This is a genomic window from Nocardioides sp. S5-5 (assembly GCF_054954065.1).
The window spans coordinates 4940803-4966228 of the sequence record NZ_CP199913.1 but is presented as its reverse complement, the minus strand read 5'-3'; the positions used below and the strand labels follow the sequence as shown (position 1 = coordinate 4966228).

At 71.8% G+C, this 25426-nt stretch carries 24 protein-coding genes; 13 read left to right on the top strand and 11 right to left on the bottom strand.

All coding sequences use genetic code 11. The features are described from left to right. Positions 1-359: 359 nt before the first annotated feature. From rpmH to ACUP6Y_RS24020, 8 genes are all read left to right on the top strand, one after another. Positions 360-497 (top strand): 50S ribosomal protein L34, encoded by a 138-nt coding sequence (rpmH, locus tag ACUP6Y_RS24055; protein WP_075018668.1) that lies wholly within the window; start codon positions 360-362, stop codon positions 495-497. 43 nt (positions 498-540) lie between these two features. Continuing rightward, positions 541-939 carry a ribonuclease P protein component gene (gene rnpA / locus ACUP6Y_RS24050; protein WP_462553532.1) on the top strand — a complete coding sequence of 133 codons (399 nt, stop codon included), beginning with the start codon at positions 541-543 and terminating at the stop codon, positions 937-939. Then, entirely contained in the window at positions 936-1253 is a 318-nt protein-coding gene (gene yidD, locus ACUP6Y_RS24045) for a membrane protein insertion efficiency factor YidD (RefSeq protein WP_462553531.1), read from the top strand. Before rnpA ends, yidD begins: the two co-directional genes overlap by 4 nt. Before the next feature lie 3 nt (positions 1254-1256). Beyond that, a complete protein-coding gene (gene yidC / locus ACUP6Y_RS24040) occupies positions 1257-2327 on the top strand; it encodes a membrane protein insertase YidC (RefSeq protein ID WP_462553530.1) in 1071 nt (356 codons plus the stop codon). Then, a complete protein-coding gene (locus ACUP6Y_RS24035) occupies positions 2324-2923 on the top strand; it encodes a Jag family protein (protein WP_462553529.1) in 600 nt (199 codons plus the stop codon). Before yidC ends, ACUP6Y_RS24035 begins: the two co-directional genes overlap by 4 nt. 50 nt (positions 2924-2973) lie before the next feature. After that, positions 2974-3750, top strand: coding sequence for a 16S rRNA (guanine(527)-N(7))-methyltransferase RsmG (gene rsmG / locus ACUP6Y_RS24030; RefSeq protein WP_462553528.1), 777 nt, complete (start codon positions 2974-2976; stop codon positions 3748-3750). 113 nt (positions 3751-3863) lie between these two features. Continuing rightward, complete coding sequence (locus ACUP6Y_RS24025; RefSeq protein WP_462553527.1) at positions 3864-4886, top strand: ParA family protein; 1023 nt, start codon at positions 3864-3866, stop codon at positions 4884-4886. A 155-nt stretch (positions 4887-5041) separates the two neighbouring features. Then, positions 5042-5923 carry a ParB/RepB/Spo0J family partition protein gene (locus tag ACUP6Y_RS24020; RefSeq protein WP_462553526.1) on the top strand — a complete coding sequence of 294 codons (882 nt, stop codon included), beginning with the start codon at positions 5042-5044 and terminating at the stop codon, positions 5921-5923. Between the two features lie 119 nt (positions 5924-6042). On the opposite strand, the gene ACUP6Y_RS24015 is transcribed toward ACUP6Y_RS24020, so the two are convergent. Beyond that, positions 6043-6813 (bottom strand): lysophospholipid acyltransferase family protein, encoded by a 771-nt coding sequence (locus ACUP6Y_RS24015; protein ID WP_462553525.1) that lies wholly within the window; start codon positions 6811-6813, stop codon positions 6043-6045. A gap of 89 nt (positions 6814-6902) precedes the next feature. Further along, positions 6903-8117 carry a pyridoxal phosphate-dependent aminotransferase gene (locus ACUP6Y_RS24010; protein WP_462553524.1) on the bottom strand — a complete coding sequence of 405 codons (1215 nt, stop codon included), beginning with the start codon at positions 8115-8117 and terminating at the stop codon, positions 6903-6905. A gap of 65 nt (positions 8118-8182) precedes the next feature. Here ACUP6Y_RS24010 and ACUP6Y_RS24005 point away from each other — a divergent pair, with 65 nt between their 5' ends. Continuing rightward, positions 8183-8854: a GNAT family N-acetyltransferase gene (locus ACUP6Y_RS24005; protein ID WP_462553523.1), complete on the top strand. Its 672-nt coding sequence runs from the start codon at positions 8183-8185 to the stop codon at positions 8852-8854. A 66-nt stretch (positions 8855-8920) separates the two neighbouring features. Here ACUP6Y_RS24005 and trxA read toward each other — a convergent pair whose 3' ends face one another. From trxA to ACUP6Y_RS23970, 7 genes are all read right to left on the bottom strand, one after another. Further along, on the bottom strand, positions 8921-9253 hold the full coding sequence (gene trxA / locus ACUP6Y_RS24000; RefSeq protein WP_462553522.1) for a thioredoxin: 333 nt from the start codon (positions 9251-9253) through the stop codon (positions 8921-8923). Between the two features lie 49 nt (positions 9254-9302). Further along, entirely contained in the window at positions 9303-10286 is a 984-nt protein-coding gene (gene trxB / locus ACUP6Y_RS23995; protein ID WP_462553521.1) for a thioredoxin-disulfide reductase, read from the bottom strand. 147 nt (positions 10287-10433) lie between these two features. Then, on the bottom strand, positions 10434-11219 hold the full coding sequence (locus ACUP6Y_RS23990) for a hypothetical protein (RefSeq protein ID WP_462553520.1): 786 nt from the start codon (positions 11217-11219) through the stop codon (positions 10434-10436). Between the two features lie 45 nt (positions 11220-11264). Continuing rightward, positions 11265-11969 (bottom strand): RNA polymerase sigma factor SigM, encoded by a 705-nt coding sequence (sigM, locus tag ACUP6Y_RS23985; protein WP_462553519.1) that lies wholly within the window; start codon positions 11967-11969, stop codon positions 11265-11267. Then, positions 11959-13872 carry a protein kinase family protein gene (locus ACUP6Y_RS23980; protein ID WP_462553517.1) on the bottom strand — a complete coding sequence of 638 codons (1914 nt, stop codon included), beginning with the start codon at positions 13870-13872 and terminating at the stop codon, positions 11959-11961. The genes sigM and ACUP6Y_RS23980 overlap by 11 nt, the downstream gene beginning before the upstream one ends. A gap of 43 nt (positions 13873-13915) precedes the next feature. Further along, the gene (murJ, locus tag ACUP6Y_RS23975) at positions 13916-15634 is read right to left on the bottom strand and encodes a murein biosynthesis integral membrane protein MurJ (RefSeq protein WP_462553516.1); all 1719 of its coding nucleotides are present in this window, start codon (positions 15632-15634) and stop codon (positions 13916-13918) included. After that, positions 15631-17859: a DUF6049 family protein gene (locus ACUP6Y_RS23970; RefSeq protein WP_462553515.1), complete on the bottom strand. Its 2229-nt coding sequence runs from the start codon at positions 17857-17859 to the stop codon at positions 15631-15633. The genes murJ and ACUP6Y_RS23970 overlap by 4 nt, the downstream gene beginning before the upstream one ends. Positions 17860-17949: 90 nt before the next feature. Between ACUP6Y_RS23970 and ACUP6Y_RS23965 the strand changes: the two genes are divergently transcribed. The 3 genes from ACUP6Y_RS23965 to ACUP6Y_RS23955 all read left to right on the top strand — a co-directional run bounded on the left by ACUP6Y_RS23965 (position 17950) and on the right by ACUP6Y_RS23955 (position 20992). After that, positions 17950-19392: a CCA tRNA nucleotidyltransferase gene (locus ACUP6Y_RS23965; protein WP_462556820.1), complete on the top strand. Its 1443-nt coding sequence runs from the start codon at positions 17950-17952 to the stop codon at positions 19390-19392. Positions 19393-19477: 85 nt separating this feature from the next. Then, complete coding sequence (locus ACUP6Y_RS23960) at positions 19478-19966, top strand: SRPBCC family protein (protein ID WP_462553514.1); 489 nt, start codon at positions 19478-19480, stop codon at positions 19964-19966. A gap of 30 nt (positions 19967-19996) precedes the next feature. Then, positions 19997-20992 (top strand): endonuclease/exonuclease/phosphatase family protein, encoded by a 996-nt coding sequence (locus tag ACUP6Y_RS23955; protein ID WP_462553513.1) that lies wholly within the window; start codon positions 19997-19999, stop codon positions 20990-20992. A 246-nt stretch (positions 20993-21238) separates the two neighbouring features. On the opposite strand, the gene ACUP6Y_RS23950 is transcribed toward ACUP6Y_RS23955, so the two are convergent. After that, complete coding sequence (locus ACUP6Y_RS23950; protein ID WP_462553512.1) at positions 21239-22321, bottom strand: inositol-3-phosphate synthase; 1083 nt, start codon at positions 22319-22321, stop codon at positions 21239-21241. A gap of 74 nt (positions 22322-22395) precedes the next feature. Then, positions 22396-22989 carry a PadR family transcriptional regulator gene (locus tag ACUP6Y_RS23945; RefSeq protein WP_462553510.1) on the bottom strand — a complete coding sequence of 198 codons (594 nt, stop codon included), beginning with the start codon at positions 22987-22989 and terminating at the stop codon, positions 22396-22398. Between the two features lie 190 nt (positions 22990-23179). Here ACUP6Y_RS23945 and ACUP6Y_RS23940 point away from each other — a divergent pair, with 190 nt between their 5' ends. Further along, positions 23180-25426, top strand: a complete 2247-nt coding sequence (locus ACUP6Y_RS23940; protein WP_462553509.1) for a transglycosylase domain-containing protein — start codon at positions 23180-23182, stop codon at positions 25424-25426.

The following is a 25426-nucleotide window of genomic DNA, read 5'->3' as shown; positions in this document are numbered from 1 at the left end:
AGCAACTGTGCGACGAACGTCGGCCGAGGCGGCCGGCACCGGCGGGGAATCCCGGATCCGTCGAACCTAACGGCCGGGGGCTTGTGGATCAACCCGCTATCCACAGGTTTTGACGTCCCTCACGTCAACGCCGTCACCGGGCGGTCCGGACGTCGTCGGTTTGACCCTGGATCCGGCCTCCGCGTACCGTTGATTGGTCAACCGGTGTCGACCGGTGCCGCATGTCCACGACGCCCCGGGTCCCACCGGTCATCGTGGCTGCGCGGTGCCGGCCGACGTGCTGTGCGGCTCCCGACCGGAGCTCGCTCCCGGCTGCCGGAGACCCTTCCCGACATCTGCATCATCCTGAGAGGCCGATCGTGAGCAAGCGGACGTACCAGCCCAACAACCGTCGTCGCCACAAGGTGCATGGTTTCCGACTGCGCATGCGCACCCGCGCCGGTCGCGCCATCCTGGCGAACCGTCGCCGAAAGGGCCGCTCGAGCCTGTCCGTGTGACGGGCACGTCGCGTGTCCGCCCAGCGGTTCCCGTGGGGCTGACGTGCTCGCCGCCGACCAGCGGCTGACCGAACCGGATCTCTTCCGGGCCGCCAGCCGCAAGGGTCGCCGTGCCGGCTCGCGCACCCTCGTCGTCCACCTGCTGCTCCCCGACGAGCAGCAGGCTGTCGGCATGTCCGGGGAACTGGTGGCCGGCCCGGCGCGGGCGGGCCTCGTGGTCAGCAAGGCCGTCGGCAACGCCGTCGTTCGCAACCGGGTGAAGCGGCGGCTGCGGCACGCCCTGCGCCCGGCGCTGGCGGGACTGTCCGCCGGATCCGTGCTCGTGGTGCGGGCCCAGGCGGCGGCCGCGACGGCGTCGTACCCGGAACTGACGACCGACCTCGCACGTTGTCTGGACCGCGTGACCACGTCGGGTCAGGCGTCCGGGCGGGAGGCGCGATGAGGTGGTTGCTGATCGGCCTGGTGCGTGCCTACCAGCTCGTCGTCAGCCCGTTGCTGGGGCCGACCTGCCGCTACTACCCGTCGTGCTCGGCGTACGCCGTCCAGGCGCTGCAGATGCATGGCGCGGTGCGCGGGAGCTGGCTGGCGGTGCGCCGGCTGCTGCGCTGCCACCCCTGGTCCCCCGGTGGCGTCGACCACGTCCCGCCGCGGCGCGGCGAGGAGCACGGGCACGAGCACTCCCCCACGCGCGCTGAGCGCGACTCCGAACTCCGCCCGGCGACCGCCGGGCGTCACCCCTTCCAGCAAGGAGCCTGATTCGTGGGCATCATCGGCGACATCGGCCACTTCATCATGGTGCCGCTGTACTACATCATCTCGGCGGCGCTCCTGGGCTGGCACAAGCTGTTCGACATCCTCGGTCTGGACCCCGAGGGCGGTCTGTCCTGGGCGCTGTCGATCATCGGCCTGACCCTGGTCATCCGGGCGGCGCTGATCCCGCTGTTCGTCAAGCAGATCAAGTCCAGCCGCAACATGCAGCTGCTGCAGCCCAAGGTGAAGGAGCTGCAGAAGAAGTACGGCCACGACCGGCAGAAGCTGGCCGAGGAGACGATGAAGCTCTACAAGGACGCCGGGACCAACCCGTTCGCGTCCTGCCTGCCGATCCTGCTGCAGATGCCGATCTTCTTCGCCCTGTTCCGGCTGCTCTCGCAGGCCGCGAAGGCCGACAAGCCGCACGGCTTCCTGACCGCCGAGAAGGCCCACGAGTTCGGCCACGCCAAGATCTTCGGCCAGCTCCCGATCGACGGGAACTTCTGGGCCTCGCGCACCTGGGGCGAGACCCCCCACGCCGGCGTGATGATCGTCGCGGCGATCCTGGTGCTGGCGATGACGGCGACCACCTTCACCACCCAGCGCCAGCTGATGGCCAAGAACATGCCTGCCGAGGCGATGAGCGGCCCGTACGCGCAGCAGCAGAAGATGCTGCTCTACATCCTCCCGGTCGCCTTCGGTCTCGGTGGCATCGCGTTCCCGATCGGTGTGCTCCTGTACTGGACCACCTCGAACCTGTGGACCATGGGCCAGCAGTTCTACGTCATCCGGAACAACCCCGCGCCCGGTACGCCGGCCTTCACGGCCAAGCAGGAGCGCGACAAGGCCAAGGCTGCCCGTCACGGTCACACCGCGACCGACACCCTCACCGAGGCTCCCCCGGAGCCGGAGGAGCAGCGGCCCAGCACCCGTCAGCAGCCCAAGCGGCAGAGCCGGTCGCAGCGCAGGACCGGCCCGCAGAGCCGGGCCAACCAGCCGAGCAAGCCCGACGGCCAGGCGAAGAGGTCGCCGGCGGAGGGTCAGGACGAGAACACGAACGACGAGGGAGAGACCAAGTGAGCGACGAGACCGTGATCGAGGCGGAGGAGACGGCGACCGAGACCGACGAGGCGCCGACCGAGGACGTGCAGGACGACGTGCAGGACGCGGCGTACGAGGAGGACGCGCACGAGGACGCCCCGGCCGCCGAGGGTGACCGCGTGTCCCGGCTCGAGCAGGAGGGCGACATCGCCGCCGACTATCTCGAGGAGCTGCTCGACATCGCCGACCTCGACGGCGACCTCGACATCGACGTCGAGGCCGATCGGGCGGCGGTGTCGATCGTCGGTGCCGACCTCAACCAGCTGGTGGGGCGCGACGGCAAGGTGCTCGAGGCGCTGCAGGAGCTGACCCGCCTGGCCGTCTACCGCGAGACCGGTGAGCGCTCGCGGCTGATGCTCGACATCTCCGGCTACCGGGCGGACAAGCGGACCCGGCTCACGCAGCTCGGCGCCGAGACCGCCGCGGAGGTGGAGAAGACCGGCGAGCCGGTCTCGCTGGAGCCGATGTCCCCCTTCGAGCGAAAGATCGTCCACGACGCGGTCGCCGCCGCAGGTCTCCGCTCGGAGTCCGCGGGTGTGGAGCCGCGGCGCTACGTCGTGGTCCTGCCGGCCTGATCCACCTGTCGACGTTTCACGTGAAACACGACGGCGACGCAGCACCCCCGGTGTCCCCCGGTCCTGAGGACCGGGTGGACCCGGGGGTGCTGCGTGCTGCCCTTCCCGCTCCCCCGGCGATCCTGGCGGAGGTCTTCTCCGCCGATCGCCTCGATCTCGTGCTGGCGTACGCCGACCTGCTGGCGACCGACGGTGTCGTCCGCGGCCTGATCGGCCCCCGCGAGACCCCCCGGCTCTGGGAGCGCCACCTGATCAACTGCGGCCTGCTGGCCGCCGCCCTGCCCGCTGGCGCCACGGTCGCCGACATCGGGTCCGGAGCCGGGCTGCCCGGCCTGGTGCTCGCGATCGCCCGACCCGATGCGCAGGTGGCGCTGATCGAGCCGCTGCTGCGTCGGACCGTCTTCCTCGAGGAGGCCGTCGACCGACTGGGCCTCGACAATGTCACGGTGATCCGCGGCCGTGCCGACGCGGTCCACGGCGTTGCGACCTATGACGTGGTGACGGCCCGGGCGGTCGCCGCCCTCGGCAAGCTCGCCACCTGGTGCATGCCGCTGGTGGCCCCGCGGGGCGCGCTGCTGGCGATGAAGGGCTCCAGCGCGGCCGAGGAGGTCGCCGAGGCCGAGGAGACCACACGGCGGCTGGGGTGCGCTCCCGCGGTCGTCGAAGAGCTGGGTGCGGAGCTCGCGGCACACGGAGCCGTCGAGCCGATCCGCATCGTCCGTCTGTCGTGGGCCGATCCGGCCCGCGTATCGTTGCCGCTTCGTGGCCGGCGTGATCCTCGGGGATCGCGCGGAGGCCCGCCGCGGCGGAAGAGGAGGAAGTCGTGAGCGACTCGTTGGGTTCTGGTCCCGGGTTTTCCACCGGTCCGGAGGCGGGTGCTGAGCGTGAGTCTCCACAGAACGCACCTGGTTATCCACAGGAACGGTCGGAAGGGACCGCCATGACCGAGGGCCATGTTTCACGTGAAACCGGCACGACTCCCCCGCAGGTCGTTTCACGTGAAACGGCGTCGGCTGGTGCGTCCGGTCCGCTGACGGCGGCACAGCTCGCCGAGCGCGCGGCCGGGTACGACGACGACCTGACCCCCCTCGCCCGGGCCGCCCAGGCCACCGTGATGGTCCGCGCCGGCATCCCGCAGGAGCAGCTGAGCCGCCCCTCGGAGACCCGCATCTTCGTGGTCGCGAACCAGAAGGGCGGGGTAGGCAAGACCACCTCGACGGTCAACCTGGCGGCCGCTCTGACGCAGCTCGGCCAGCGGGTCCTGGTCATCGACCTGGACCCCCAGGGCAACGCGTCGACGGCGCTCAACATCGAGCACCGGCAGGGCACGCCGTCGTCGTACGAGCTGCTCGTCGACGGCGTCGCCATCGCCGCCATCTCCCAGCCCTGCCCGGACGCCTCGGGTCTGTGGGTGGTCCCGGCGACCATCGACCTGGCCGGTGCCGAGATCGAGCTGGTCAGTGTCGTGGCCCGCGAGCAGCGGCTCAAGAAGGCGCTCGACGCCCACCCGCGGATCGGCACCGCGGCCGAGGTCGGCGAGGACCGCTTCGACTACGTCTTCATCGACTGCCCGCCCTCGCTCGGCCTGCTCACCTTGAACGCGCTCGTCGCGGGCGCGGAGATGCTGATCCCGATCCAGGCGGAGTACTACGCCCTCGAGGGCCTCGGCCAGCTGCTCGCGACCGTCGACATGGTGCGTGCCCACCTCAACCCCGAGCTCGCGGTATCGACCATCGTGCTCACCATGTACGACGCGCGCACCCGCCTCGCCGCCGGCGTCGCCTCCGAGGTGCGCGAGCACTTCGGCGACCAGGTGCTCAAGACCGCCATCCCGCGGTCGGTGAGGGTGTCCGAGGCGCCGTCGTACGGCCAGACCGTGATGACCTACGACCCGGGCTCGCCGGGCGCGCTCAGCTACCTCGAGGCGGCGCGCGAGATCGTCGTCCGAGGGAGTCTCTCGTGAACGCCCAGGCTCCCCGCCGCGGTCTGGGTCGCGGTCTCGGCTCGCTGATCCCCACCGGACCGCCGCCGCCGGTGTCGGCACCGGCGACGGGACCGGATGTCAACCAGAGCGCTCAGGATGCGGACTTTGCCGCTGGAGCGCCGTCCAGCGATTCCGTGGACCCCAGCTCCACCGGGTCGGCGAACGGCCCTCAGATCGCGGATTCGGCTCTGAAGCCCGTCGACGGTGCCTATTTCGCCGAGCTGCCCGTCGAGCAGATCGCGCCCAACGCGGTGAACCCGCGAACCGTCTTCGACGAGGACGCGATGGCCGAGCTGGTCCACTCGGTCAAGGAGATCGGCCTCCTGCAGCCGGTCGTGGTCCGCAGGAGCGGCCCGGACGCCTATGAGCTGGTCATGGGTGAGCGCCGTTGGCGGGCCACCCAGCTCGCTGGACTCACCACGATCCCGGCGATCGTGCGCGAGACCGACGACACCGACATGCTGCGCGATGCGCTGCTCGAGAACCTGCACCGCAGCAACCTCAACCCGCTGGAGGAGGCGGCGGCGTACCAGCAGCTGCTCGAGGACTTCTCCTGCACCCACGACGAGCTCGCCCAGCGGATCGGCCGCTCCCGCCCGCAGATCAGCAACACGCTGCGCCTGCTCAAGCTCTCCCCCGCCGTGCAGCGCCGGGTCGCCGCCGGGGTGCTGTCCGCCGGCCACGCCCGCGCCCTGCTCGGGGTCGGCGACGCGGAGCACCAGGACCGGCTGGCCCAGCGGGTGGTCGCCGAGGGCATCTCGGTGCGCGGCCTCGAGGAGATCGTCGCGGTCGGCGACGGCACCACCGGTACGCCGCCCCGCCCTCGCCGTGCCAAGCCGCAGGCCCCCGGCCTGGGCGAGCTCGCCGAGCGCCTCGGCGACCGCCTGGAGACCCGGGTCAAGATCGACCTCGGCAAGGCCAAGGGCAAGATCTCCATCGAGTTCGCCAACACCGGAGACCTCCAGCGCATCGTCGACCTGATCGACCCGCGCAACCGGCGCGACCGACCGATCTGAGATTTGTCGACATAGCGACACATCGACCTGTCGACGTACCGACAAAGAAACACCAACACCACGGGCCTCGGACGTTTCATGTGAAACATCCGAGGCCCGGGTCAGGTGCGACGGGCGGGTCAGCCCTTCTTCTCCGCCGCCTTCGCGGCCCGCTTGGCCGCCCGGGCCCGCAGTTCGGCCTTGTCGAGCGCGTCGGCGTCGTCGGGGGTGGGCGCGGAGCCGCCGAGGCGGGCGGGGATCCACCAGCTGCCGGGGGTCTTCTCGGCCTCGGGGTACTCGTCCAGCACCTCGTCGAGCATCCGCTGCATCACCGTGCGCAGCTCGGCGGTCTCGACGTCGTCGCCGGTGGGGTACATCGGCTCGCCGACCTTGACGATGATCGTCTTGGCCGAGCGGGAGAAGTCGCGCGGATGGTCCTTGGTCATCAGCCGGTGCGCGCCCCACACGATGACGGGGATGAGCGGTACGCCGGCGTCGGCCGCGATCCGCGCCGCGCCGGACTTGAGCTCCTTGATCTCGAACGACCGCGAGATGGTGGCCTCGGGGTAGATGCCGACGACCTCGCCCGCCTTGAGGTAGGCGAGCGCGTCCTTCATGGCCTGCACGCCCGAGGAGCGGTCGACCCGGATGTGGTGGAAGGACCGGAGCAGATGACCGACGCCCGGCGCGTCCATCATCTCCTTCTTGATCATGAACCGGACCAGTCGCTTCTGCGGCTCGGCTCCCGCGCCGGCGTAGATGAAGTCGATGTACCCGGTGTGGTTGATCGCCATCAGCGCGCCGCCCTTGCGGGGCACGTTCTCGGCGCCGGACACGACGACCTTCTGCCGCATCAGCTTGAAGAGCACCTTGGCGGTGACGATGACGGGTGGGTACGTGATGTCGAGCACCGGTGAAGTCTGACAGGCCCACCCAGCACCCCGCGACTGCGTGTCGCGCAGACCCGGACGCCGGAATTGCTCCCGGCGCACAAAAAGCCTCAGCGTCGGGCGGCGAGGAAGTCGGCGATCCGGCCGATCGCCTCCTCGAGCACCTCGACGTCGGGCAGCGTGACGAGGCGGAAGTGGTCGGGCTCGAACCAGTTGAAGCCGGTGCCGTGGGTGACCAGGATCTTCTTGGCCCGCAGCAGCTCGATGACGAAGGCCTCGTCGTTCTCGATCGGGTAGACCTCGGGGTCCAGGCGCGGGAAGCAGTAGAGCGCACCACTGGGGCGGACCGAGGAGACGCCGGGGATCTCGTTGAGCAGCCTGTCGGCGAGCATCGCCTGCTCGTAGAAGCGGCCGCCGGGCACGATCAGCTCGTTGATCGACTGGTAGCCGCCGAGCGCGGTCTGGATGGCGTGCTGGGCCGGCACGTTGGCGCACATGCGCATGTTGGACAGCGTGGTGAGGCCCTCGAGAAAGTCCTCGGCGAGCTCCTGGGGGCCCGAGATCATCACCCAGCCGGCCCGGTAGCCGCAGACCCGGTAGGCCTTGGACAGGCCGCTGAAGGTGAGACACAGGACGTCGTTGCCGGCGGCCGCCGCGGCGTGGTGGTGCTCGGCGTCCTCGAAGAGGATCTTCTCGTAGATCTCGTCGGCGAAGACGACCAGGTCGTGGCGCCGGGCGATGTCGACCAGCTTGGCCACCATCTCCTTGCTGTAGACCGCACCGGTGGGGTTGTTGGGGTTGATGATCACCAGGCCGTGGGTGTTCTCGGTGATCTTCGACTCGATGTCCTCGAGGTCGGGCATCCAGCCGTTCGCCTCGTCGCACCGGTAGTGGACCGGCGTACCCCCGGACAGCGAGACCGCGCCGGTCCACAGCGGGTAGTCGGGCGCGGGCACGAGGATCTCGTTGCCGTCGTCGAGGAACGCCTGGAGGACCATCGAGATCAGCTCGGAGACGCCGTTGCCGACGAACACGTCGTCGACGGCGGTGTCCCTGAGGCCGCGCGACTGGTAGTACTGCGCGACGGCGGTACGGGCCGAGTAGATGCCGCGCGAGTCGGAGTAGCCCTGGGCGTCGGGCAGGTTGTGCACCATGTCGGCGACGATCGCCTCGGGTGCCTCGAAGCCGAACGGTGCCGGGTTGCCGATGTTGAGCTTGAGGATCTTGTGACCCTCGGCCTCGAGGCGCTGTGCCTCGACGAGGATCGGTCCCCGGACGTCGTAGCGGACGTTGCGAAGCTTCTGGCTCTGGCGGATCTTGCGCACGAGCCGCATTCTCTCAGGTCCGCGCCACCGGTTTCCGGCTCGCTCACCGACGTACCATCGAGAACGTGGCCCGGACCACGGTCCCTCTCACCCTCGACCTGCTCGACGCGCTGTTCCACGACGCGGGCGCGCCGTGCCGCACCTGCCTGTTCTGGGAGAGCGAGCCGGTCCACCGCCAGCGGCTGGACGCCGACGAGCGGGCGGTCGAGAAGGAGGCCTGGGTCTCCGAGCTGCTGCGCGAGTGGGGCTCCTGCGGCCGCGTCGCGGTCGTCGACGGCCGGCCGGTCGGCTACCTCGTCTACGCGCCGGCGTCGTACGTGCCCGGCGCCGCGGCCTTCCCCACCGCGCCGGTGTCCGCGGACGCGGTCCTGCTGACCACCGCCTGGGTCCGGCCGGACCTGACCCGCAGCGGGATCGGGCGGCTGCTGGTGCAGGGCATGGCGCGCGACCTGGTCGGGCGCGACGGGATCCGTGCGGTCGAGGCCTTCGCCCGCACCGGCCGGGTCGGACCCGGGCGGGTCGCCGAGTGCGTCGTACCCGCGGACTTCCTGGCCCGGGTCGGCTTCAAGACCCAGCGCGCCCACCCGCGAACCCCGCGGATGCGGATGGAGATGCGCTCGCTGGTGACCTGGCGCGGCGAGGTCGAGGCGGCGTGGGAGCGGCTCGTGGGCGCCGTACGACGGCCCAAGCACGCCCCCGCCCCGGTCCCCCGGGAAGCACGAAGCCCCCGGCCTTGAGGACCGGGGGCTTCCTGCGGTGGTCTCGGGACGGTCGCCGCGCGACCTCCTCGACCTCCGGTGACTCTAGGCGTCGATGAAGTCGGCGAGCTCGTTGAGGATCGCGGCCTTCGGACGGGCGCCGACGATGGTCTTCACGACCTCGCCGCCCTGGTAGACGTTGATGGTCGGGATGCCGGTGACCCGGTACGACGCGGGGGTCACCGGGTTCTCGTCGACGTTCATCTTGAAGAAGGTGATCTTGTCGCCGTGGGTTCCGGCGATCTCGTCGAGGATCGGGGCGACCTGGCGGCACGGGCCGCACCACTCGGCCCAGAAGTCCACGAGGACCGGCTTGTCGGACTTGAGAACCTGCGCGTCGAACTCGGCGTCGGTCACGGCGGAGATGTTGTCGGCCACTGGGTGTACCCCTTCGGATCTAGGTGAACGTGAAGTCTGTTGATGGAACCTACGCGCTGACCGGGGCATTCCCGGCGGTCGCGGCGGCGTGGTCGAGCTCGGCGATGAAGCGCTCGGCGTCCAGGGCGGCCGCGCAGCCGGTCCCGGCGGCGGTGATGGCCTGGCGGTAGGTGTGGTCGACGAGGTCGCCGGCCGCGAAGACGCCGCGGATGTTGGTGGCGGTGGAGCCGGGCTGGACCAGGACGTAGCCGTTGTCGTCGAGGTCGACCTGGCCGACCAGCAGCTCGGAGCGGGGCTCGTGGCCGATCGCGATGAACAGGCCGGTCGCGGGCAGCTCGCTCGTCTCGCCGGTGACGGTGTCCTTCAGGGTGAGCGACTCGAGCGAGTCGGTGCCGTTGATGGACTCGACGACCGAGTTCCACACGATCTCGAGCTTGGGGTCTGCGAAGGCGCGCTCCTGCATGATCTTGGAGGCGCGCAGCTCGTCGCGGCGCACGATGAGGGAGACCTTGGAGCCGAACCGGGTGAGGAAGGTGGCCTCCTCGACGGCCGAGTCGCCGCCGCCGACCACGGCGATGTGCTGCTCGCGGAAGAAGAAGCCGTCGCAGGTGGCGCAGTAGGAGACGCCGCGGCCGGAGAGCCGCTCCTCGTCGGGCAGGTCGAGCTTGCGGTAGCCGGAGCCGGTGGACAGGATCACCGAGCGGGCGGTGTAGGTGTCGGTGGCGGTCTTGACGGTCTTGATGTCGCCGGTGAGGTCGACCTCGATCACGTCGTCGGCGATCAGCTCGGCGCCGAAGCGCTCGGCCTGGGCGCGCATCTCGTCCATCAGCGCCGGGCCCTGGATGCCGTCGCGGAAGCCGGGGAAGTTCTCGACCTCGGTGGTGTTCATCAGGGCGCCTCCGGCGGTGACCGAGCCCTCGAAGACCAGGGGGCTCAGCTGGGCCCGGGCGGCGTAGATCGCGGCGGTGTAGCCGGACGGCCCGGACCCGATGACGATGACGTTGCGGGGCTCGGAGGTGGCGGACTCGGACATGGGACTCCCGGACTTCGATCTGGGTACGACGGACACTTCGACAACGAGATCGTAGGCCGAGAGATTCCGGGAGGCCGCCCCGAGGGCATGGCCGGGGTCTCGTGACGGCCGCTGCGCGACCTCCTCGACCTCCTCGACCTCCGGAGGTCAGCCGGTGGCGGCGAGGGTGGTGGAGTGGAGGACGTCCGCGGTGCCGCAGGTGAGCACCTCCGCGACCTGGGTCGACCCGACGGGAGTCCGGAAGGCGACGACGGCCGGCTTGCCGTCGTACTCGATGCCGACCAGGTAGCCGGCCCCGAAGGCGGCCGGGTCGCACATGAAGTCGGCGGGTGCGACGAGGGTCGCGCCGGCGTAGTCGACCTCGCGCGGGTGGGGCAGCATGACGTGCTGGAGCGCCACCAGGTCCTCGCGCAGGTGGGCGATCCGCACCTCGCGCACGGGCTGGTCGGTGGCCACCCGACGCGGCTCGACCGCCATCCCCTGGCCCTGGGTGGCGGCGCTGGGCGCCGCCGCGGACTCGGGCACCGCCTTGAGGGCGTTGCCGCCGGCGGCGTCGGCACTGTCGCGGCCCGAGTCGTCCTTGGCGGCCTCGCTGGCCGCGGTCAGGTCGTCGCCGCTGTGATGGTCCGAGGCGATCCCGACGCCGACGGCGACCACCGCGACGGCCGCCGCGGCCCCGAAGAGCATCCGGACCCGGCGCCGGCGGCGCAGTGCCGCAGCGTCGAGGGGGACGACGACCGCCTCGGGGTGCGACTCGTGGACGCCGCCGAGGGGGCGGGTGCCGGAGGTGCGCTCGGCGGCGAGCCCGGCGATCACGCCGTCGATCCGGTCGGCGACGTCGGTCGGCATCGGCACCGGCCCGGCAGCGTCCGCGAGGGCGTGGCGGACCGCATCCTCCTGGGCGGGAGTCAAGGGCTCGTGGGCGTCGCTCATGTGGGGGTTCCTGGCACGGGGGTCCCGGACGGGACGGGTGGATGATCAGTCGACGGCGGTCCCGGCGGGCGGTCCGCGGGGTGTCACCGATCCGACGTCCGGGGTGCCGGCCGGGTTCCCGGCGGCGTGCGGCGGGGGGTCCGCGTCGTCGTCGGCGAGGTCGAGGACGTCGACCAGGAGGCGGGCGAGTCGGGCGCGCCCGCGGGAGCAGCGGCTCTTCACCGTGCCCTCGGCGCAGTCGAGGATCTGCGCGACCTCGGCGACCGGGTAGCCCTCCATGTCGACCAGCACGATCGCGGCCCGCTGCTCCTCGGGCAGCGTGCGCAGCGCGGCCAGCACCCGTTCGCGCCGCTCGGCGGCGACGCCGTGCTCGGCCGGGTCGGTCGCGTCGCCGGCGCTCTCGCGTCGCCGGTGACCGGACTCGAGGTCGTCGAGGTCGTCGGGGAGCGGCTCGGCCCGGCGTACCCTGTCGGCGCGCAGGCGGTCGAGGCAGGCGTTGACGACCACCCGGTGCAGCCAGGTGGTCACCGCGGCGTCGCCACGGAAGGTCCCGGCGCGGCGGAACGCCGAGACCAGGCCGTCCTGGAGCGCGTCGGCCGCGGTCTCGGGGTGTCCGCAGGTACGCAGCGCGACCGCCCACAGCCGGTTCCGGTGTCGGGTCACGAGGGTGCCGAACGCGGTCGCGTCGCCGGCCACGTGCGCGGCCAGCAGCTCGTGATCGGTCGGCTCGTCGCCGGCCTCACTCACCACGGACCACCACCTCCGCCACCTTGGCCCGGAAGTCGCCGGAGATCTCCGGCAGGGCCGTCCACCACAGGACAAGGTAGCGAGCCGGCACCGGCTTCGCAGGAGTGAGGGTCAACCGGCCGCCGCCGGTGCCGGTCGCGACGGGACTGCCGGTGGGCGCCTCTCCGGGTGCGGTGGTGCCGGTGACGGCGTACAGGCCGACCTGGTTCGAGGCCATCAGGCCCTCGTCGAGCATCCGGACGTCGACCGTGGCCACCGTGCGGGTGCTCCCCAGGTCGAGGACCAGACCGACGCCGGTCTTGAGGCCGGCGGGACCGAGCTGGTCGAAGTAGGTGTCGGTGCGCCAGGCGGTTTGCGCGTCGCCGTCGACCACGTTGCCGGCCAGCGAGCCGTTCTCGTCGCCGTCGGTGCCGAGCGGGTCGAACGCGCCGGCCTGCACCCCGGCGATGACCGCGGCCCGCCCGGTGGTGGTCTCGGCGGTGGTCGGTGCCTGCTTCGGCTCGCCGCCGAGGGCGGTCCGGCCCCGGCCCAGGTTGAATGCGACCGCGACGGCCACGAGCAGCAGCACGGCGAGGGCCACCGCCATCGCCAGGCGCAGCCAGCTCCGCCCGGGCACGCTCTCCAGGCTGTCGGTCGACTCGTGGTCGTCGGGGCCGGTGTCGGTGTCCCACGGCCAGAAGCCGGTGGGCGTGCCGGGCGGGGGACCCCCCGGGTCGGCCGACATCGGCGGCAGCCGGCGTCGTACGCCGCCCGGCGGGTCGGGCGCGAACAGCGGCCGCTCCGGCAGGTCCTCGAACGGCGGCGGCGGAGGCGGCGGGGTGCTGCGGGTGCGCAGCCAGGTGACGTCCTCGTCGTCGCCGAAGACCGGCATCCCGGCCTCGGTCGGCAGCTCGGTGACCAGCGGGATGGGCGGTTCGTCCTCGGACTCCGGCTCAGCGTCGAGCTCGGGTCTTGGGGCGGGCTCCGGGGGGGGCTCCGGGGCGGGCTCCGGGGCGGGCGGGACGACCGGGATGTCGTCGCGGGACGCGTCGTGGGGCAGCGGGTCGGCGAGGGCGGGCAGCCACACCGGCCGCAGCTCGTTGATCGGCGGGATCGCGCGCGCCAGCCGCGCGGGCGCGCCGGCCGGGTCGCCGACGAAGGCGAGCAGCTCGGCGGTGATCGCCGCGGCCGAGGACACGTCGGGGTGGTCGGCGCCGCGGCGGCGCCACCGGGGCGCGGCGCCGCGCTGGTCGAGCTCGCGCCACAGCACGTCGAGCGGCTGGGGCACCCCCGCCACCACCTGGCGCGGGCTCAGCGTGGTGTCGTTCTCACGCGGCGCGGCCGGGACGATCGAGCCGGACGGCCCCGGCCAGGTCCCGGTGAGGGCGCAGTGCAGCAGCCCGCCGAGGTCCTCGAGGTCGCCCTGGACGTCGCCGGGCGAGAGGCCGTGCAGGGCGGCGTCGACGCACATGCCGATGATGCGCACGGCGCCGTACCGGTCGATCAGGACGTTCTCGGGGTTGAGCCGGCCGTGGGTCACGCCGGCCGCGTGCGCCCGGGCCAGGGCGTCGGCGACGTCGGCCACCAGCCAGGCGGCGTTGCGCGGCGTCAGCGGGCCGTCGTGGGTGACCAGGATGTCGAGTGAGATCCCGGTGCCCCACTCGTTGACCACGAAGCAGCGCCCGTCCTCCTCCTCGGCGTCGAGGACGCGCAGGATCCGGGGGTCGAGGACTCGGGCGGAGGTGCGCGCCGCCTCGACCAGCTCGTGGGCGCGGGCGTCGTCCTGGGCGATGACGTGCAGCGCCACGAACCGCTCGAGGACCCGGTCGTGGGCACGCCAGAACCGTCCCCCGCCGCTCTCGCTGAGCAGGTCGATCAACCGGTAGCGGCCGGCCAGGACATCGCCCGACCGCGTCGACGTCGCCACCTCGATCCCCCTGCCGATCCGCCCTCGAGTCCCTCCGGTCACCTTAGTCCCGGTGCGTCCCGAACGAGCGGCGGCGCAGGCGGCTGCCGACGGTGTCGGCGACGGACGTCACGTCGTCGAGGCCCAGGGGTCGGGCGACGCCGAGCAGGACGGCCGCGGCACCGGCGCTCACCACGCCCACCTCGAGCGCCGCCCACAGCCAGTGCGGGTGCGGGCCGACCAGCTCGACCACGGTGTCGCTCACCACGATGTCGAGGAGCCGCGCGACCACGAACACGACCACGCTCGCGGCCAGCAGCCGCAGCAGGAACCCGCGCCGGTGCCACACCGCGCCCTTCACCATGCCGCCGCGGCGCAGCGTGCGCAGCAGCACGACCGAGGAGAGGGTCGCGCCGACGGTGTACGCCGCGCCGTACGCCAGGACCAGCATCGGCGAGGTGTCCCACGGATCCACCCGGCCGACGAAGAGGACCGCCAGACCGATGTTGGTGGCCGCGATCGCGCACTGCACGAAGAACACCAGTCGGTTGAGCTCGAGGGCGTAGAACCCGCGCAGCACCAGGTAGTGGACGGTGAACGCGACCACCGCGAAGCCGAAGAGCACCATCGAGGACTCGAACCGGTGGACGTACGGCGCCGTCGCGCCGTGTCCCCAGACGACCTGCGCCAGCGGGAGCGCGATCGAGGGCAGCAGCGCCGCGAACGGCACGACGACCGTCAGCGCCGTGCGCAGCGTCGCGCCGAGCGTGGTGGCGAGCCGGCCCATGTCGTCGGCCGCGGCGGCGGCCGAGAGCCGCGGCAGGATCGCGGTCGCCAGCGAGACGGTGATGATCGAGTGCGGGACCATCGTCACCAGCATCACGTTGGAGTAGATCGTGATGCCGGTGCCGTCCTCGGCGGCGGCGGTGCCGCCCGAGGCCAGCCGCACCACGACGACGTACGCGATCTGGTTGACGATGACGAAGAGCACCGTCCACACAGCCAGGTGCAGGGTGTGGCCGAGGCCGACGCCGCGCCAGTCGAACCGCGGCCGCACCCGGACCCCGGCGGCACGCAGGTAGGGCAGCAGGATGAGCAGCTGGGCGGCGATGCCGACGGTGGAGCCGATGCCGAGCAGGGCCTCCTGGCCGGAGCTGAACGCGCCGCGCTGCTCGGCGGGCGTGGCCGGGCCGAAGGAGACCAGGTAGGCGACCAGGACGGCGATCGAGATCAGGTTGTTGGCGATCGGCGCCCACATCATCGGGCCGAACCGGCCGCGGGCGTTGAGGACCTGACCGACCAGCACGAACATGCCGTAGAAGAAGACCTGCGGCAGGCAGAAGCGGGCGAAGTCGATGGCCGACTGGCGCTGCTCGGCCAGCTCCGGCGTGTTGTAGCTCGGGACCAGCACCTGCATCACCAGCGGTGCGGCCACCACGAGCAGCACGGTCACCAGGCCGAGGAAGCAGGCCGCGAGGGTCATCACCCGGTTGACGTACGCCGCGCCGCCGTCGGGGTCGTTCCTCATCGACCGCACCAGCTGGGGCACCAGCACCGCGTTGAACACCCCGCCCGCGAGCAGGATGTAGAGCATGTTCGGCACCGTGTTGGCCACGGTGAAGATGTCGGCGTGCAGCGAGATGCCGAGCGCCGCCGCGAGCAGCGTGGAGCGGATGAAGCCGCTGAACCGGGACACGACGGTGCCGGCCGCCATCACCGCGGTGTTGGCGAGGATCTTGCGCTGCTCCCCGCCCGACCCCGCCTCGCTGTCGGTCTCGCTCACCCGGCGACCTCGCCGCGCGCGGCCCGGAACCGGCGGACCAGACGGATGCCGATGGCGACGAACAGGATCCCGGCGCCGGTGCCGATGATCGCCCAGATCACCACGCCGACCTGCCCGGAGCGGATCGGCAGCTCGGCCTCGGCGCCGATCGGCGTACCGTCGGCGTCGGTGAGGCGGAGCCGGACGTTGTGGACGCCGGTGCCGTGCATGTCGGCGCTGATCGGGACCGACGACCGGCTCTTGGCCGCCAGCACGATCGGGCTCGCGGCCTTGATGGTGGCGTCGTCGTCCGTGGCCGCCTCGATCCGCACCGTGACCGCATGGTCGAGGGTGTTGGCGATCGCGACGTTGAAGCTGCCGGAGCTGCTCGACAGGGTGACGCCCTGCGGCGCGCTGAGGCTGACCATGTCGAGCTGGTCGGTCACCCAGGACCGCGACCGGCCCAGGCGCGGCGCGGCGTCGGCGTCGCCGCGCATGGCGTACGACGTCCCGGCGAGCGCCTCGCCGACGAGGGTGTCGCCGATCGCGTAGCCCTCGCCGAGGATGCTCTGCAGCGACCGGCCCGAGCGGATCAGGGCGCCGGCCTCGCTGAACACGCTGGTGTCGAGCTGTGCGGACACCTGGCCCTCGGGGTAGGTGAGGTCCTCCGGGTCGAGCTGGCGGCCGCCGGCGTCGGGGTCGCTCGCGAGGTCGTTGGTGCGGGTGATCGTCGGCAGCGAGACCAGCGAGACCAGCGACGGGTCCAGCTGCGACCAGAACTCCGCGGCGCCGGCGGCGTCGATGCTCGAGGGGAGGACGACGACGATCGGCTCCGGCCGCCCGTCCTCGGCCGCGAGGATCCGGATCGTCGCCTCGCTGAGCAGCCGCTGGCGCAGCGCGACCGGCGCCAGCGCCCGGTCGGGGCCCGGACCGCCCCGGGCGGTGGCGGTGCTGGTGGGCACGATCGGCCGGTCGCCCACCCGGGCGCCGACCGGCGGGCCGTCGGGGTAGGCCTCGGCGCCGAACATCTGGTCGCCCAGCAGCACCGTCGCGCCGTCGTCGACCTTCTCGATCGCGGCGGCGTCGAGGTAGCCGTTGCGCGACGCGACGACCGGGGTGCCCTCGACGCCCCAGGCGGCCAGGGTCGCCGACGGCTGCTGGCGGGCGGTCGGGTACAGGCTGGGCAGGGCGCGGGCCGCGGCGGCGAGGTCCGGGTCGCCGTACGGCAGCAGGGCGACGGTGTCGTCGGGCAGCACGCTGCCGGCCTTGTCGAGCCAGCTCTGCGCGGCACGCACGAGCGTGCTGTCGGGCTCCAGGGTCGCGCCGCCGACCTCGGCCCCGTCGTCGCCGCCCTTGCCGGCGGCGCTCTCGGCCTCGCTGGGGGACGAGCTCTCGCTGCCGGACGGGTCGTCGACGGACGCCACCGGGGTGATCTCACGGATCGGGTTGCCGACCGCGAGCTGGTTGACCGCGTCGGGCACCGCCGGGTCGACCAGCCAGGTCACCGGCCGGATGCCGGCGGCCGCGCCGAAGGCCAGCGGGCCGCCGAGGGTGCCGTCGGGCGCGAGCGCCTCGTCCCACCAGGTGGTGCGGCCCAGCTCGCCGTCGGCGGAGTGCGCGACCCGGCCGCGCAGCGGCACCACGACGGCGGTGTCGACCGGCTCGCCGGCGTCGGGGGCGACGTACGGCAAGAAGGTGCGGGCCCGCCCGTCGGCCACCTCGTCGCGGCCGTCGGTGTTCTCGCCGAGCGCATGCACCCCGAACCAGTAGACGCCGGTCGAGGGGTTCGGGAACTCCTCGCGCAGCACCCGCTGCGGGATCCGGATCGTGTAGTCGGTCGACTCCCCCGGCCCGAGGGACTCGACCTCCGCGCGGACCGCGATGTCCTGGGTGTAGCGCTCGCCGACCTGGGCCTCCGGGTCGGTGGCGACCGCCGCCGTCAGCTCGTCCTCGGTCTTCATCGACGGTGCCCCCGACCCGAACATCGGGTAGAGGTTGATCCGCTGCCAGGTCTCGAGGTCGACGTTGGTCACGGTGCCGCGGACCACGAGGGGCCCGCTGGTCGGCAGGGTGCCGGGGGTGAGCGCCTGGATGCTGATCTCGAGCGGCGGGTCGTACTCCGCGTTCTTCGGGGCCGTCTCGGCGGCGGCCTCCGGGCTCGCGTGCGCGGGCAGCGCCGGGGCGCTCACGGCGACGACGAGAGCGGTCGCCAGACCTGCGAGCAGGCGAGAACGACGGCGGACCACGGACCGAGGGTAGTAGGGCGTCGGGAGACCTCTCTCCTAGACTCTCCGCCCGTGACCGACACCCCCGACCAGACACCCGTCGGCGCCCCACTGCGGCTGGTCGACGTCCAAGCCGCGGTCGCCGCCGAGCTGGACCGGATCGCGCCGGTGATCGACGAACTCGGTGCGCTGTTCGCCGCCGCGGGCCACGAGCTGGCCCTGGTCGGCGGGCCGGTGCGCGACGCGATGCTCGGGCGCCGGTCCAACGACCTCGACTTCACCACCTCGGCCCGTCCCGAGCAGACGGACCGGATCCTCAAGGCCTGGGGCGACGCGTGGTGGGACATGGGCCGCGACTTCGGCACCATCGGCTGCCGCAAGGGCGAGTGGGTGGTCGAGGTCACGACCTACCGCTCCGAGGCCTACGACCCCGACTCCCGCAAGCCCGAGGTGCGGTACGGCGACAGCCTGGCCGGCGACCTCGCCCGGCGTGACTTCACCGTCAACGCGATGGCGGTGCGGCTGCCGGGGCGCGAGCTCGAGGACCCGCACGGCGGCGTGATGGACCTCGCGCACCGGCTGATCCGCACTCCGGGCACTCCCGAGCAGTCCTTCTCCGACGATCCGCTGCGGATGATGCGGGCAGCGCGCTTCGCCGCCCAGCTCGGCTTCTCGGTCGACCCGTCGGTCGTGCGGGCGATGACGGAGATGGCCGACCGGATCCAGATCATCTCCGCCGAGCGGGTCCGCGACGAGCTGGTGAAGCTGATCTGCGCGCCGTACCCCCGCCTGGGGCTCTCGCTCCTCGTCGAGACCGGCCTCGCCGACCGGGTGCTGCCGGAGCTGCCGGCGCTCAAGCTGGAGCGCGACGAGCACCACCGCCACAAGGACGTCTACGAGCACACCCTCACGGTGCTGGAGCAGGCGATCGACCTCGAGTCGCGGCTCACCTCGCGGGCGGGTCTGCCGGAGGGACCGGACTTCGTGTCCCGCTTCGCCGCCCTCATGCACGACGTCGGCAAGCCGAAGACCCGCCGCTTCCAGGACGACGGCGTGGTCACCTTCCACCACCACGACGTCGTCGGCGCCAAGCTGACCCGCAAGCGGATGAAGGCGCTCAAGTTCAGCAACGACCAGATCGACGCCGTCGGCGAGCTGGTCGAGCTGCACCTGCGCTTCCACGGCTACGGCTCCGGTGAGTGGACCGACTCCGCCGTGCGCCGCTACGTCCGCGACGCCGGCGCCCAGCTCGAGCGGCTGCACGTGCTCACCCGGGCGGACTGCACGACCCGCAACAAGAAGAAGGCGGACCGGCTGCGGCGTACCTATGACGACCTGGAGGCCCGCATCGACCGGCTCTCCGCTGAGGAGGAGCTGGCCTCGATCCGGCCCGACCTCGACGGCAACCAGATCATGGGCCTGCTCGGGATCGGGCCCGGGCGCGACGTGGGCGAGGCGTACCGGTTCCTGCTCGAGCTGCGCCTCGACAACGGCCCGATGTCGGAGGAGGCCGCGACCGCCGCGCTGCGGGAGTGGTGGGCCGCGCGGGGCTGAGCCTGTGACCGGGGTCACGTACCGACGGTACGCTACCAGCGGGTAGGTTGCCCAGAACCGCCCTGCTCCCACGGAAGGCACCGCCATGGCCGACACCTACGAGAAGCTCCTCGAGGACACCATCGAGATCTCCGCTCCCGCCGAGAAGGTGTGGAGCCTGGTCACCGACATCCCGGCGATGTCCAAGTGGAGCCCACAGGTCATGAAGTCGACCGTCAAGGGCGGCGTCGTCAGGCAGGGCGCCACGTTCAGCAACCTCAACAAGCAGGGCATCAAGCGCTGGCCGACCGCCGGCAAGGTGATCCGGTTCCAGCCGCCGTCCGCCTCGACGCCCGGCGACTTCGCGTTCCGGATCCGCGAGAACCGGACCGTGTGGTCCTTCGCGCTCGAGCCGACCGCCGACGGCGGCACCCGGCTGACCGAGCGTCGTGAGACCCCCGACGGCGTCTCCGGGATCTCGATGGTGCTGACCAAGGTCGTGCTGGGCGGGCAGAAGCCGTTCACCGACGAGCTGCGCCGCGGCATCCGGCAGACCCTGGAGCGGATCAAGGCCGAGGCCGAGGCCGGGGCCTGATCCTCACCGGCCGTCTGGTCTCATAGGCGCGTGAGCGACCGTCCCGAGCCTCCGCGGCCGAAGGCGGTCCCCGCCACCGGTGCCGCGACCAGGATCGCGACCGTGGCGGTCGTCCTCCTCGTCCTGGCCGGCGTGGCCGTCGCGCTGCTGCTGCAGAACGACTCCGAGCCACCCGGCGGCGGTCCCGGTACGCCGGTCACCACGGTGCCGGCGCCGCCGTCCTCCGACGCCACGCCCACCCGCACCGAGCCGCCGCCGCCCACCCCGACCCCGACGCCCTCGCCGACCTGCCCCACACCCGCGCCGGTCCAGCTGACGGTGATGACCTTCAACATCCACTTCGGCACCGACCACCGCGGCCGCGTCCAGCTGGACCGGATCGCCGAGGAGATCCGCGGCTGGGAGCCGGACGTCGTCGTGATGCAGGAGGTCGACAAGGGCCGTCCGGTCAGCGACAACCTCGACGAGGCCGCGGTCCTCGGCGCCAAGACCGGCCTCAACCACGTGTACGGCGGCAACTCCCGCAACACCGGCGCCGGCCCCCGCGGCAACGCGATCCTGACCCGGTTCCCCATCGCCTCGGCCACCAACACGCACCTGCCGATGGCCGGCGGCAAGGAGCTGCGCGGGCTGCTGCACGCCCAGCTGGACGTGGGCGGCGTACCGGTCAGCGTCTACGCCAGCCACTTCGACCACCGCGGCCGCAAGGCCCGCCGGGTGCAGGCGAGGACCGTCGTCCGGCTGATGGCTGCCGACCCGCTGCCCAAGCTCTTCGGCGGCGACCTCAACACCGGCCCCGACTCCCGTCCGATCGCCATCCTCAAGGGCTCCGGCCTCGGCGACTCCTGGGCCGTCGGCTCCGGCAAGGGCGCCACCGTCCCCGCCGAGCGCCCCGGCAGCCGGATCGACTTCATCCTCCACGACGGCTGGTTCACCCCGCTCCAGGCCGAGGTGCTCTACTCCGCCGTCTCCGACCATCGCGCGGTGTGGACCCGGATGCAGCTGCAGCCGCCGCCCGCCTGCTGAGTCGTTCCGCGGACCGCGCCTGGTGGGGCGCCGCAGGCGCCGGACGACGGCCCACCGGCCGGCGATGTCGGGGTGCCGTCGGCGTTGCGGGGCAATCGATCACGCGGCACAGCTCGTCAGCCGACGGCGGGGCCCCCGCTCCGAGCCGGCCGATGGGCCGACGGGAGGCGCCCCACCGGTCCCCGAAACGCGGAACGGCCCGGCTCGCGGGTGCGAGCCGGGCCGGAGCCGGTGGAGCGGTGAGCGTCAGACGCCCTTGATGAAAGCCTCGAGCTGGGCGCGACCCTCGGTGTCCTCGATCTGCACCGGCGGGCTCTTCATGAGGTACGCCGACGCGGGGATGATCGGGCCGCCGACGCCGCGGTCCTTGGCGATCTTGGCGGCGCGGACGGCGTCGATGATGATGCCGGCCGAGTTCGGGGAGTCCCAGACCTCGAGCTTGTACTCCAGGTTCAGCGGGACGTCACCGAAGGCGCGACCCTCGAGGCGGACGTAGGCCCACTTGCGGTCGTCGAGCCACGCGACGTAGTCGGACGGGCCGATGTGGACGTTCTTGCTGTCGGTCAGGCCCGCCAGCTCGCCGGTCAGGTTCGACGTGACGGCCTGGGTCTTGGAGACCTTCTTCGACTCCAGGCGCTCGCGCTCGAGCATGTTCTTGAAGTCCATGTTGCCGCCGACGTTGAGCTGGTAGGTGCGGTCCAGCGCGACGCCGCGGTCCTCGAACAGCTTCGCCATCACGCGGTGGGTGATGGTGGCGCCGACCTGCGACTTGATGTCGTCGCCGACGATCGGGACGCCGGCGTCCTCGAACTTCTTGGCCCAGACCGGGTCGGAGGCGATGAAGACGGGGAGGGCGTTGACGAAGGCCACGCCGGCGTCGATCGCGCACTGGGCGTAGAACTTGTCGGCCTCCTCGGAGCCCACCGGGAGGTAGGAGACGAGCACGTCGACCTCGGCGTCCTTGAGCGCCTGCACGACGTCGACCGGCTCGGCGCCGGACTCCTCGATGGTCATCCGGTAGTACTTGCCGAGGCCGTCGAGGGTCGGGCCGCGCTGGACCTCGACACCGAGCGTGGGCACGTCGGCGATCTTGATGGTGTTGTTCTCGGAGGCGTTGATGGCCTCGGAGAGGTCCTTGCCGACCTTCTTGTCGTCGACGTCGAACGCGGCGACGAACTGGACGTCGCTGACGTGGTAGTCGCCGAACTGGACGTGCATGAGCCCCGGGACGGTGCTCGCGGCATCGGCGCCCCGGTAGTACTGCACGCCCTGGATGAGGGACGTGGCGCAGTTGCCCACGCCGGCGATCGCTACTCGAACCGAACCCATGGGGTTTCCTTCCTTGCTACTCATGACATCTCGTGAATGATCAGGTGCTGACCTGTTCCGTGGTGCGCGACCGGTCAGGACGGCGTCGACGGTGCTGCTGGGGTCGGCGTCTCCGGTCCGGGTGGTGCCTGCTGTCCGCTGCGCTCGGCGTTGATGAGCTCCGAGAGCCACCGGACCTCACGCTCGACCGACTCCACCCCGTGGCGCTGCAGCTCGGCGGCGTACCGGTCGGCCTCGGCCTGCGTCATCGCCAGCTCGCGCTGGACGCGGTCGAGCCGCTCCTGGAGCCGGGAGCGGCGTCCCTCGAGGACGCGCAGCCGGATCTCCATGTCGGTGGAGGAGAAGAACCGGAACCGGATGTCGAAGTTGTCGTCCTCCCACGCGGTCGGACCCACCTCCGACATCAGGCGGGAGAACTCCTCGGTGCCCAGGTCGGTCACCTGGTAGACGATCCGCTGCCGACGGGTCTGGGGACCCGAGGGCACGGTCTCCTCGATGAGGTTGCCACGGAGCATCTTCTTCAGCGCGGGGTAGAGCGAGCCGTACGACAGCAGCCGGCCCCAGCCCAGCATCAGGTTGAGCCGCTTGCGCAGCTCGTAGCCGTGCATGGGTCCCTCGTGCAGCAGTCCGAGGACTGCGAGCTCGATGGTGTCCCCGCGCCGTGCCATGCGACCTATCGTAGCGATATATCCGCGGGACGTACACTTTCGATGGATCGGGAGTGTCGAGCAACCGATCCCGCCCTCGCCACGTGGAGAGGGCACGGTCAAGAGCCGGTCGTCGCGGGCCCTGGCCGTGCTGCGCGGGCAGATCACTCGGAAATCGGTCGGCTGAGCACCGCGCCGTACCCTGTCCTGCGTGGTTCAGGGAAAACGGAAGTCCGCAGCGGCGACCAAGCGGTCGAAGTCGCGCCCGAAGGACCGCACGCCGCGGACCTGGAAGCAGCGGCTCAAGCGGTACACCATCTGGGGTCTCATCGCCTGCGTGGCGATGGCCCTGCTGGGTGCCGCCGGCCTCTTCGTCGCCTACCGCTCGATCGACATCCCCGACCCGAACGCCGACTACCTCACCGAGACCACCCAGGTCCTCTACGCCGACGGCAAGGGCAAGCTCGGTCAGTTCGCCGTGCAGAAGCGTGACTCGATCGACTACGACGAGATGCCGCAGACCATGAAGGACGCGACCGTCGCGGCCGAGAACCAGACCTTCTGGACCGACAACGGCCTCGACCCCAAGGGCATCCTGCGCGCGGCGTTCAGCAACGCCCAGGGCAACGCGACCCAGGGCGCCTCGACGATCACCCAGCAGTACGTCAAGATCCTGTACCTCACCCAGGAGCGCACCTGGAAGCGCAAGCTCAAGGAAGCGATCCTCTCGCTCAAGGTGAAGAACCAGCTGAGCAAGCAGGAGGTGCTCGAGGGCTACCTCAACACCATCTACTTCGGCCGCGGCGCCTACGGCATCCAGGCGGCGGCGCAGGCGTACTTCGGCAAGAACGCCGCGGATCTCAACCTCAAGCAGTCCGCCGCCCTGGCCGCGATCCTCAACAACCCCAACGGGCTCGACCCCGAGGACGGCGACGACGTCGCCCGGCGGCTGCTCGGCCGCTACCAGTACGTGCTCGACTCCATGGTCAAGATGGGCACCGCCTCGGCGGGCGAGGTCTCCCAGGCGCGCGAGGCGCTGCCGAAGTTCCCGCAGATCAAGCAGAGCGCGCAGTACGGCGGCCAGCGCGGCCACGCGCTGACGATGGTCCGCAAGGAGCTGATCCGGCTCGGCTTCAGCGAGCAGGAGATCAACGGCGGCGGCCTGCGGGTCACCACCACCTTCACCAAGAAGGCGATGGCCGCGGCCGCCGAGGGCGTCGCCGAGCAGCGGCCGGAGGGCTTCGGCCCCCAGCAGCTGCACGTCGCGGTGGCCTCGGTCGAGCCCGGCACCGGCGCGGTGCGCGGCTTCTACGCCGGCCAGGACTACCTCCAGTCGCAGATCAACTGGGCGGTCTCCGGCGGGCAGGCCGGCTCGACGTTCAAGCCGTTCGCGCTGGCCTCGGCGATCGAGTCCGGCTTCGAGCTCAAGGACACCTTCGACGGCAACTCGCCCTACGACCTGCCGGGTGGCGGGCGGCCGATCGAGAACCAGGGCAACCACAGCTACGGCCGGGTCAACCTGATCAAGGCCACCGAGGACTCGATCAACACCGCCTTCATCGACATGACGCTGGCGATGCCCGACGGGCCGAGCCAGATCATCGCCACGGCCAACGCCATGGGCATCCCGCCGGCCGAGGCGGCCACGCCGGCGTACGGCATCCCGACGTCGAGCCCCGGCCTGCAGCCGAACACCGGCGTCTCGCTGGGCTCGCAGACGGTGAGCCCGATCAACATGGCCAACGGCTACGCGACCATCGCCAACCGCGGGGTGGCCGCCGAGGCCTACATCATCGAGAAGGTCGTCGACCGCGACGGCGTCGTGCGCTTCGACCACAAGCTCGCCACCCACGACGCGGTCCCCGAGGGCATCGCCGACGACGTGGGCTACGCCCTGCAGCAGGTCGTCAAGGCCGGCTCCGGTACGGCCGCGCTCAGCCTGCACCGGCCGGCCGGCGGCAAGACCGGCACGGCCACCAACGGCAACGGCGAGGTCTCCTCGGCCTGGTTCGTGGGCTACACCCCGCAGCTGGCGACCGCGGTGATGTACGTGCGCGGCAAGGGCAACGAGGAGCTCAAGGACTGGCTGCCGTCGTACTTCGGTGGCGCCTATCCCGCCAAGACCTGGACCGCGGTGATGACCCGCGCCCTCGACGGCGAGGACGTCGAGGACCTGCCGCCGGCGGCGTACGTCAAGGGCGAGGCGCCGAGCGACGGCCACGAGTACGTGCCGCCCCCGCCGCCGCCGAAGAAGCCGAAGAAGCCCAAGGAGCCCAAGTCGATCAAGACCAAGGAGTCGGAGCAGCCGCCGCCTCCGCCGGTGACGACCGAGGTCCCGCCGCCGCTGACCGAGGCGCCCCCGACCACGCCTCCGCCGACGACGCCGACGGCCACCGCGACCGGCGGCCCGATCCTCGGGGGCAACGGGACCGGCAACCGGCCCCGCGTGCGGCGCTGA

Coding starts and splice junctions, on each gene's coding strand:
- yidD (WP_462553531.1), top strand. CDS start 936: ATGAGGTGGTTGCTGATCGGCCTGGTGCGTGCCTACCAGCTCGTCGTC.
- ACUP6Y_RS24025 (WP_462553527.1), top strand. CDS start 3,864: ATGACCGAGGGCCATGTTTCACGTGAAACCGGCACGACTCCCCCGCAG.
- trxB (WP_462553521.1), bottom strand. CDS start 10,286: ATGTCCGAGTCCGCCACCTCCGAGCCCCGCAACGTCATCGTCATCGGG.
- ACUP6Y_RS23990 (WP_462553520.1), bottom strand. CDS start 11,219: ATGAGCGACGCCCACGAGCCCTTGACTCCCGCCCAGGAGGATGCGGTC.
- ACUP6Y_RS23960 (WP_462553514.1), top strand. CDS start 19,478: ATGGCCGACACCTACGAGAAGCTCCTCGAGGACACCATCGAGATCTCC.
- ACUP6Y_RS23950 (WP_462553512.1), bottom strand. CDS start 22,321: ATGGGTTCGGTTCGAGTAGCGATCGCCGGCGTGGGCAACTGCGCCACG.
- ACUP6Y_RS23945 (WP_462553510.1), bottom strand. CDS start 22,989: ATGGCACGGCGCGGGGACACCATCGAGCTCGCAGTCCTCGGACTGCTG.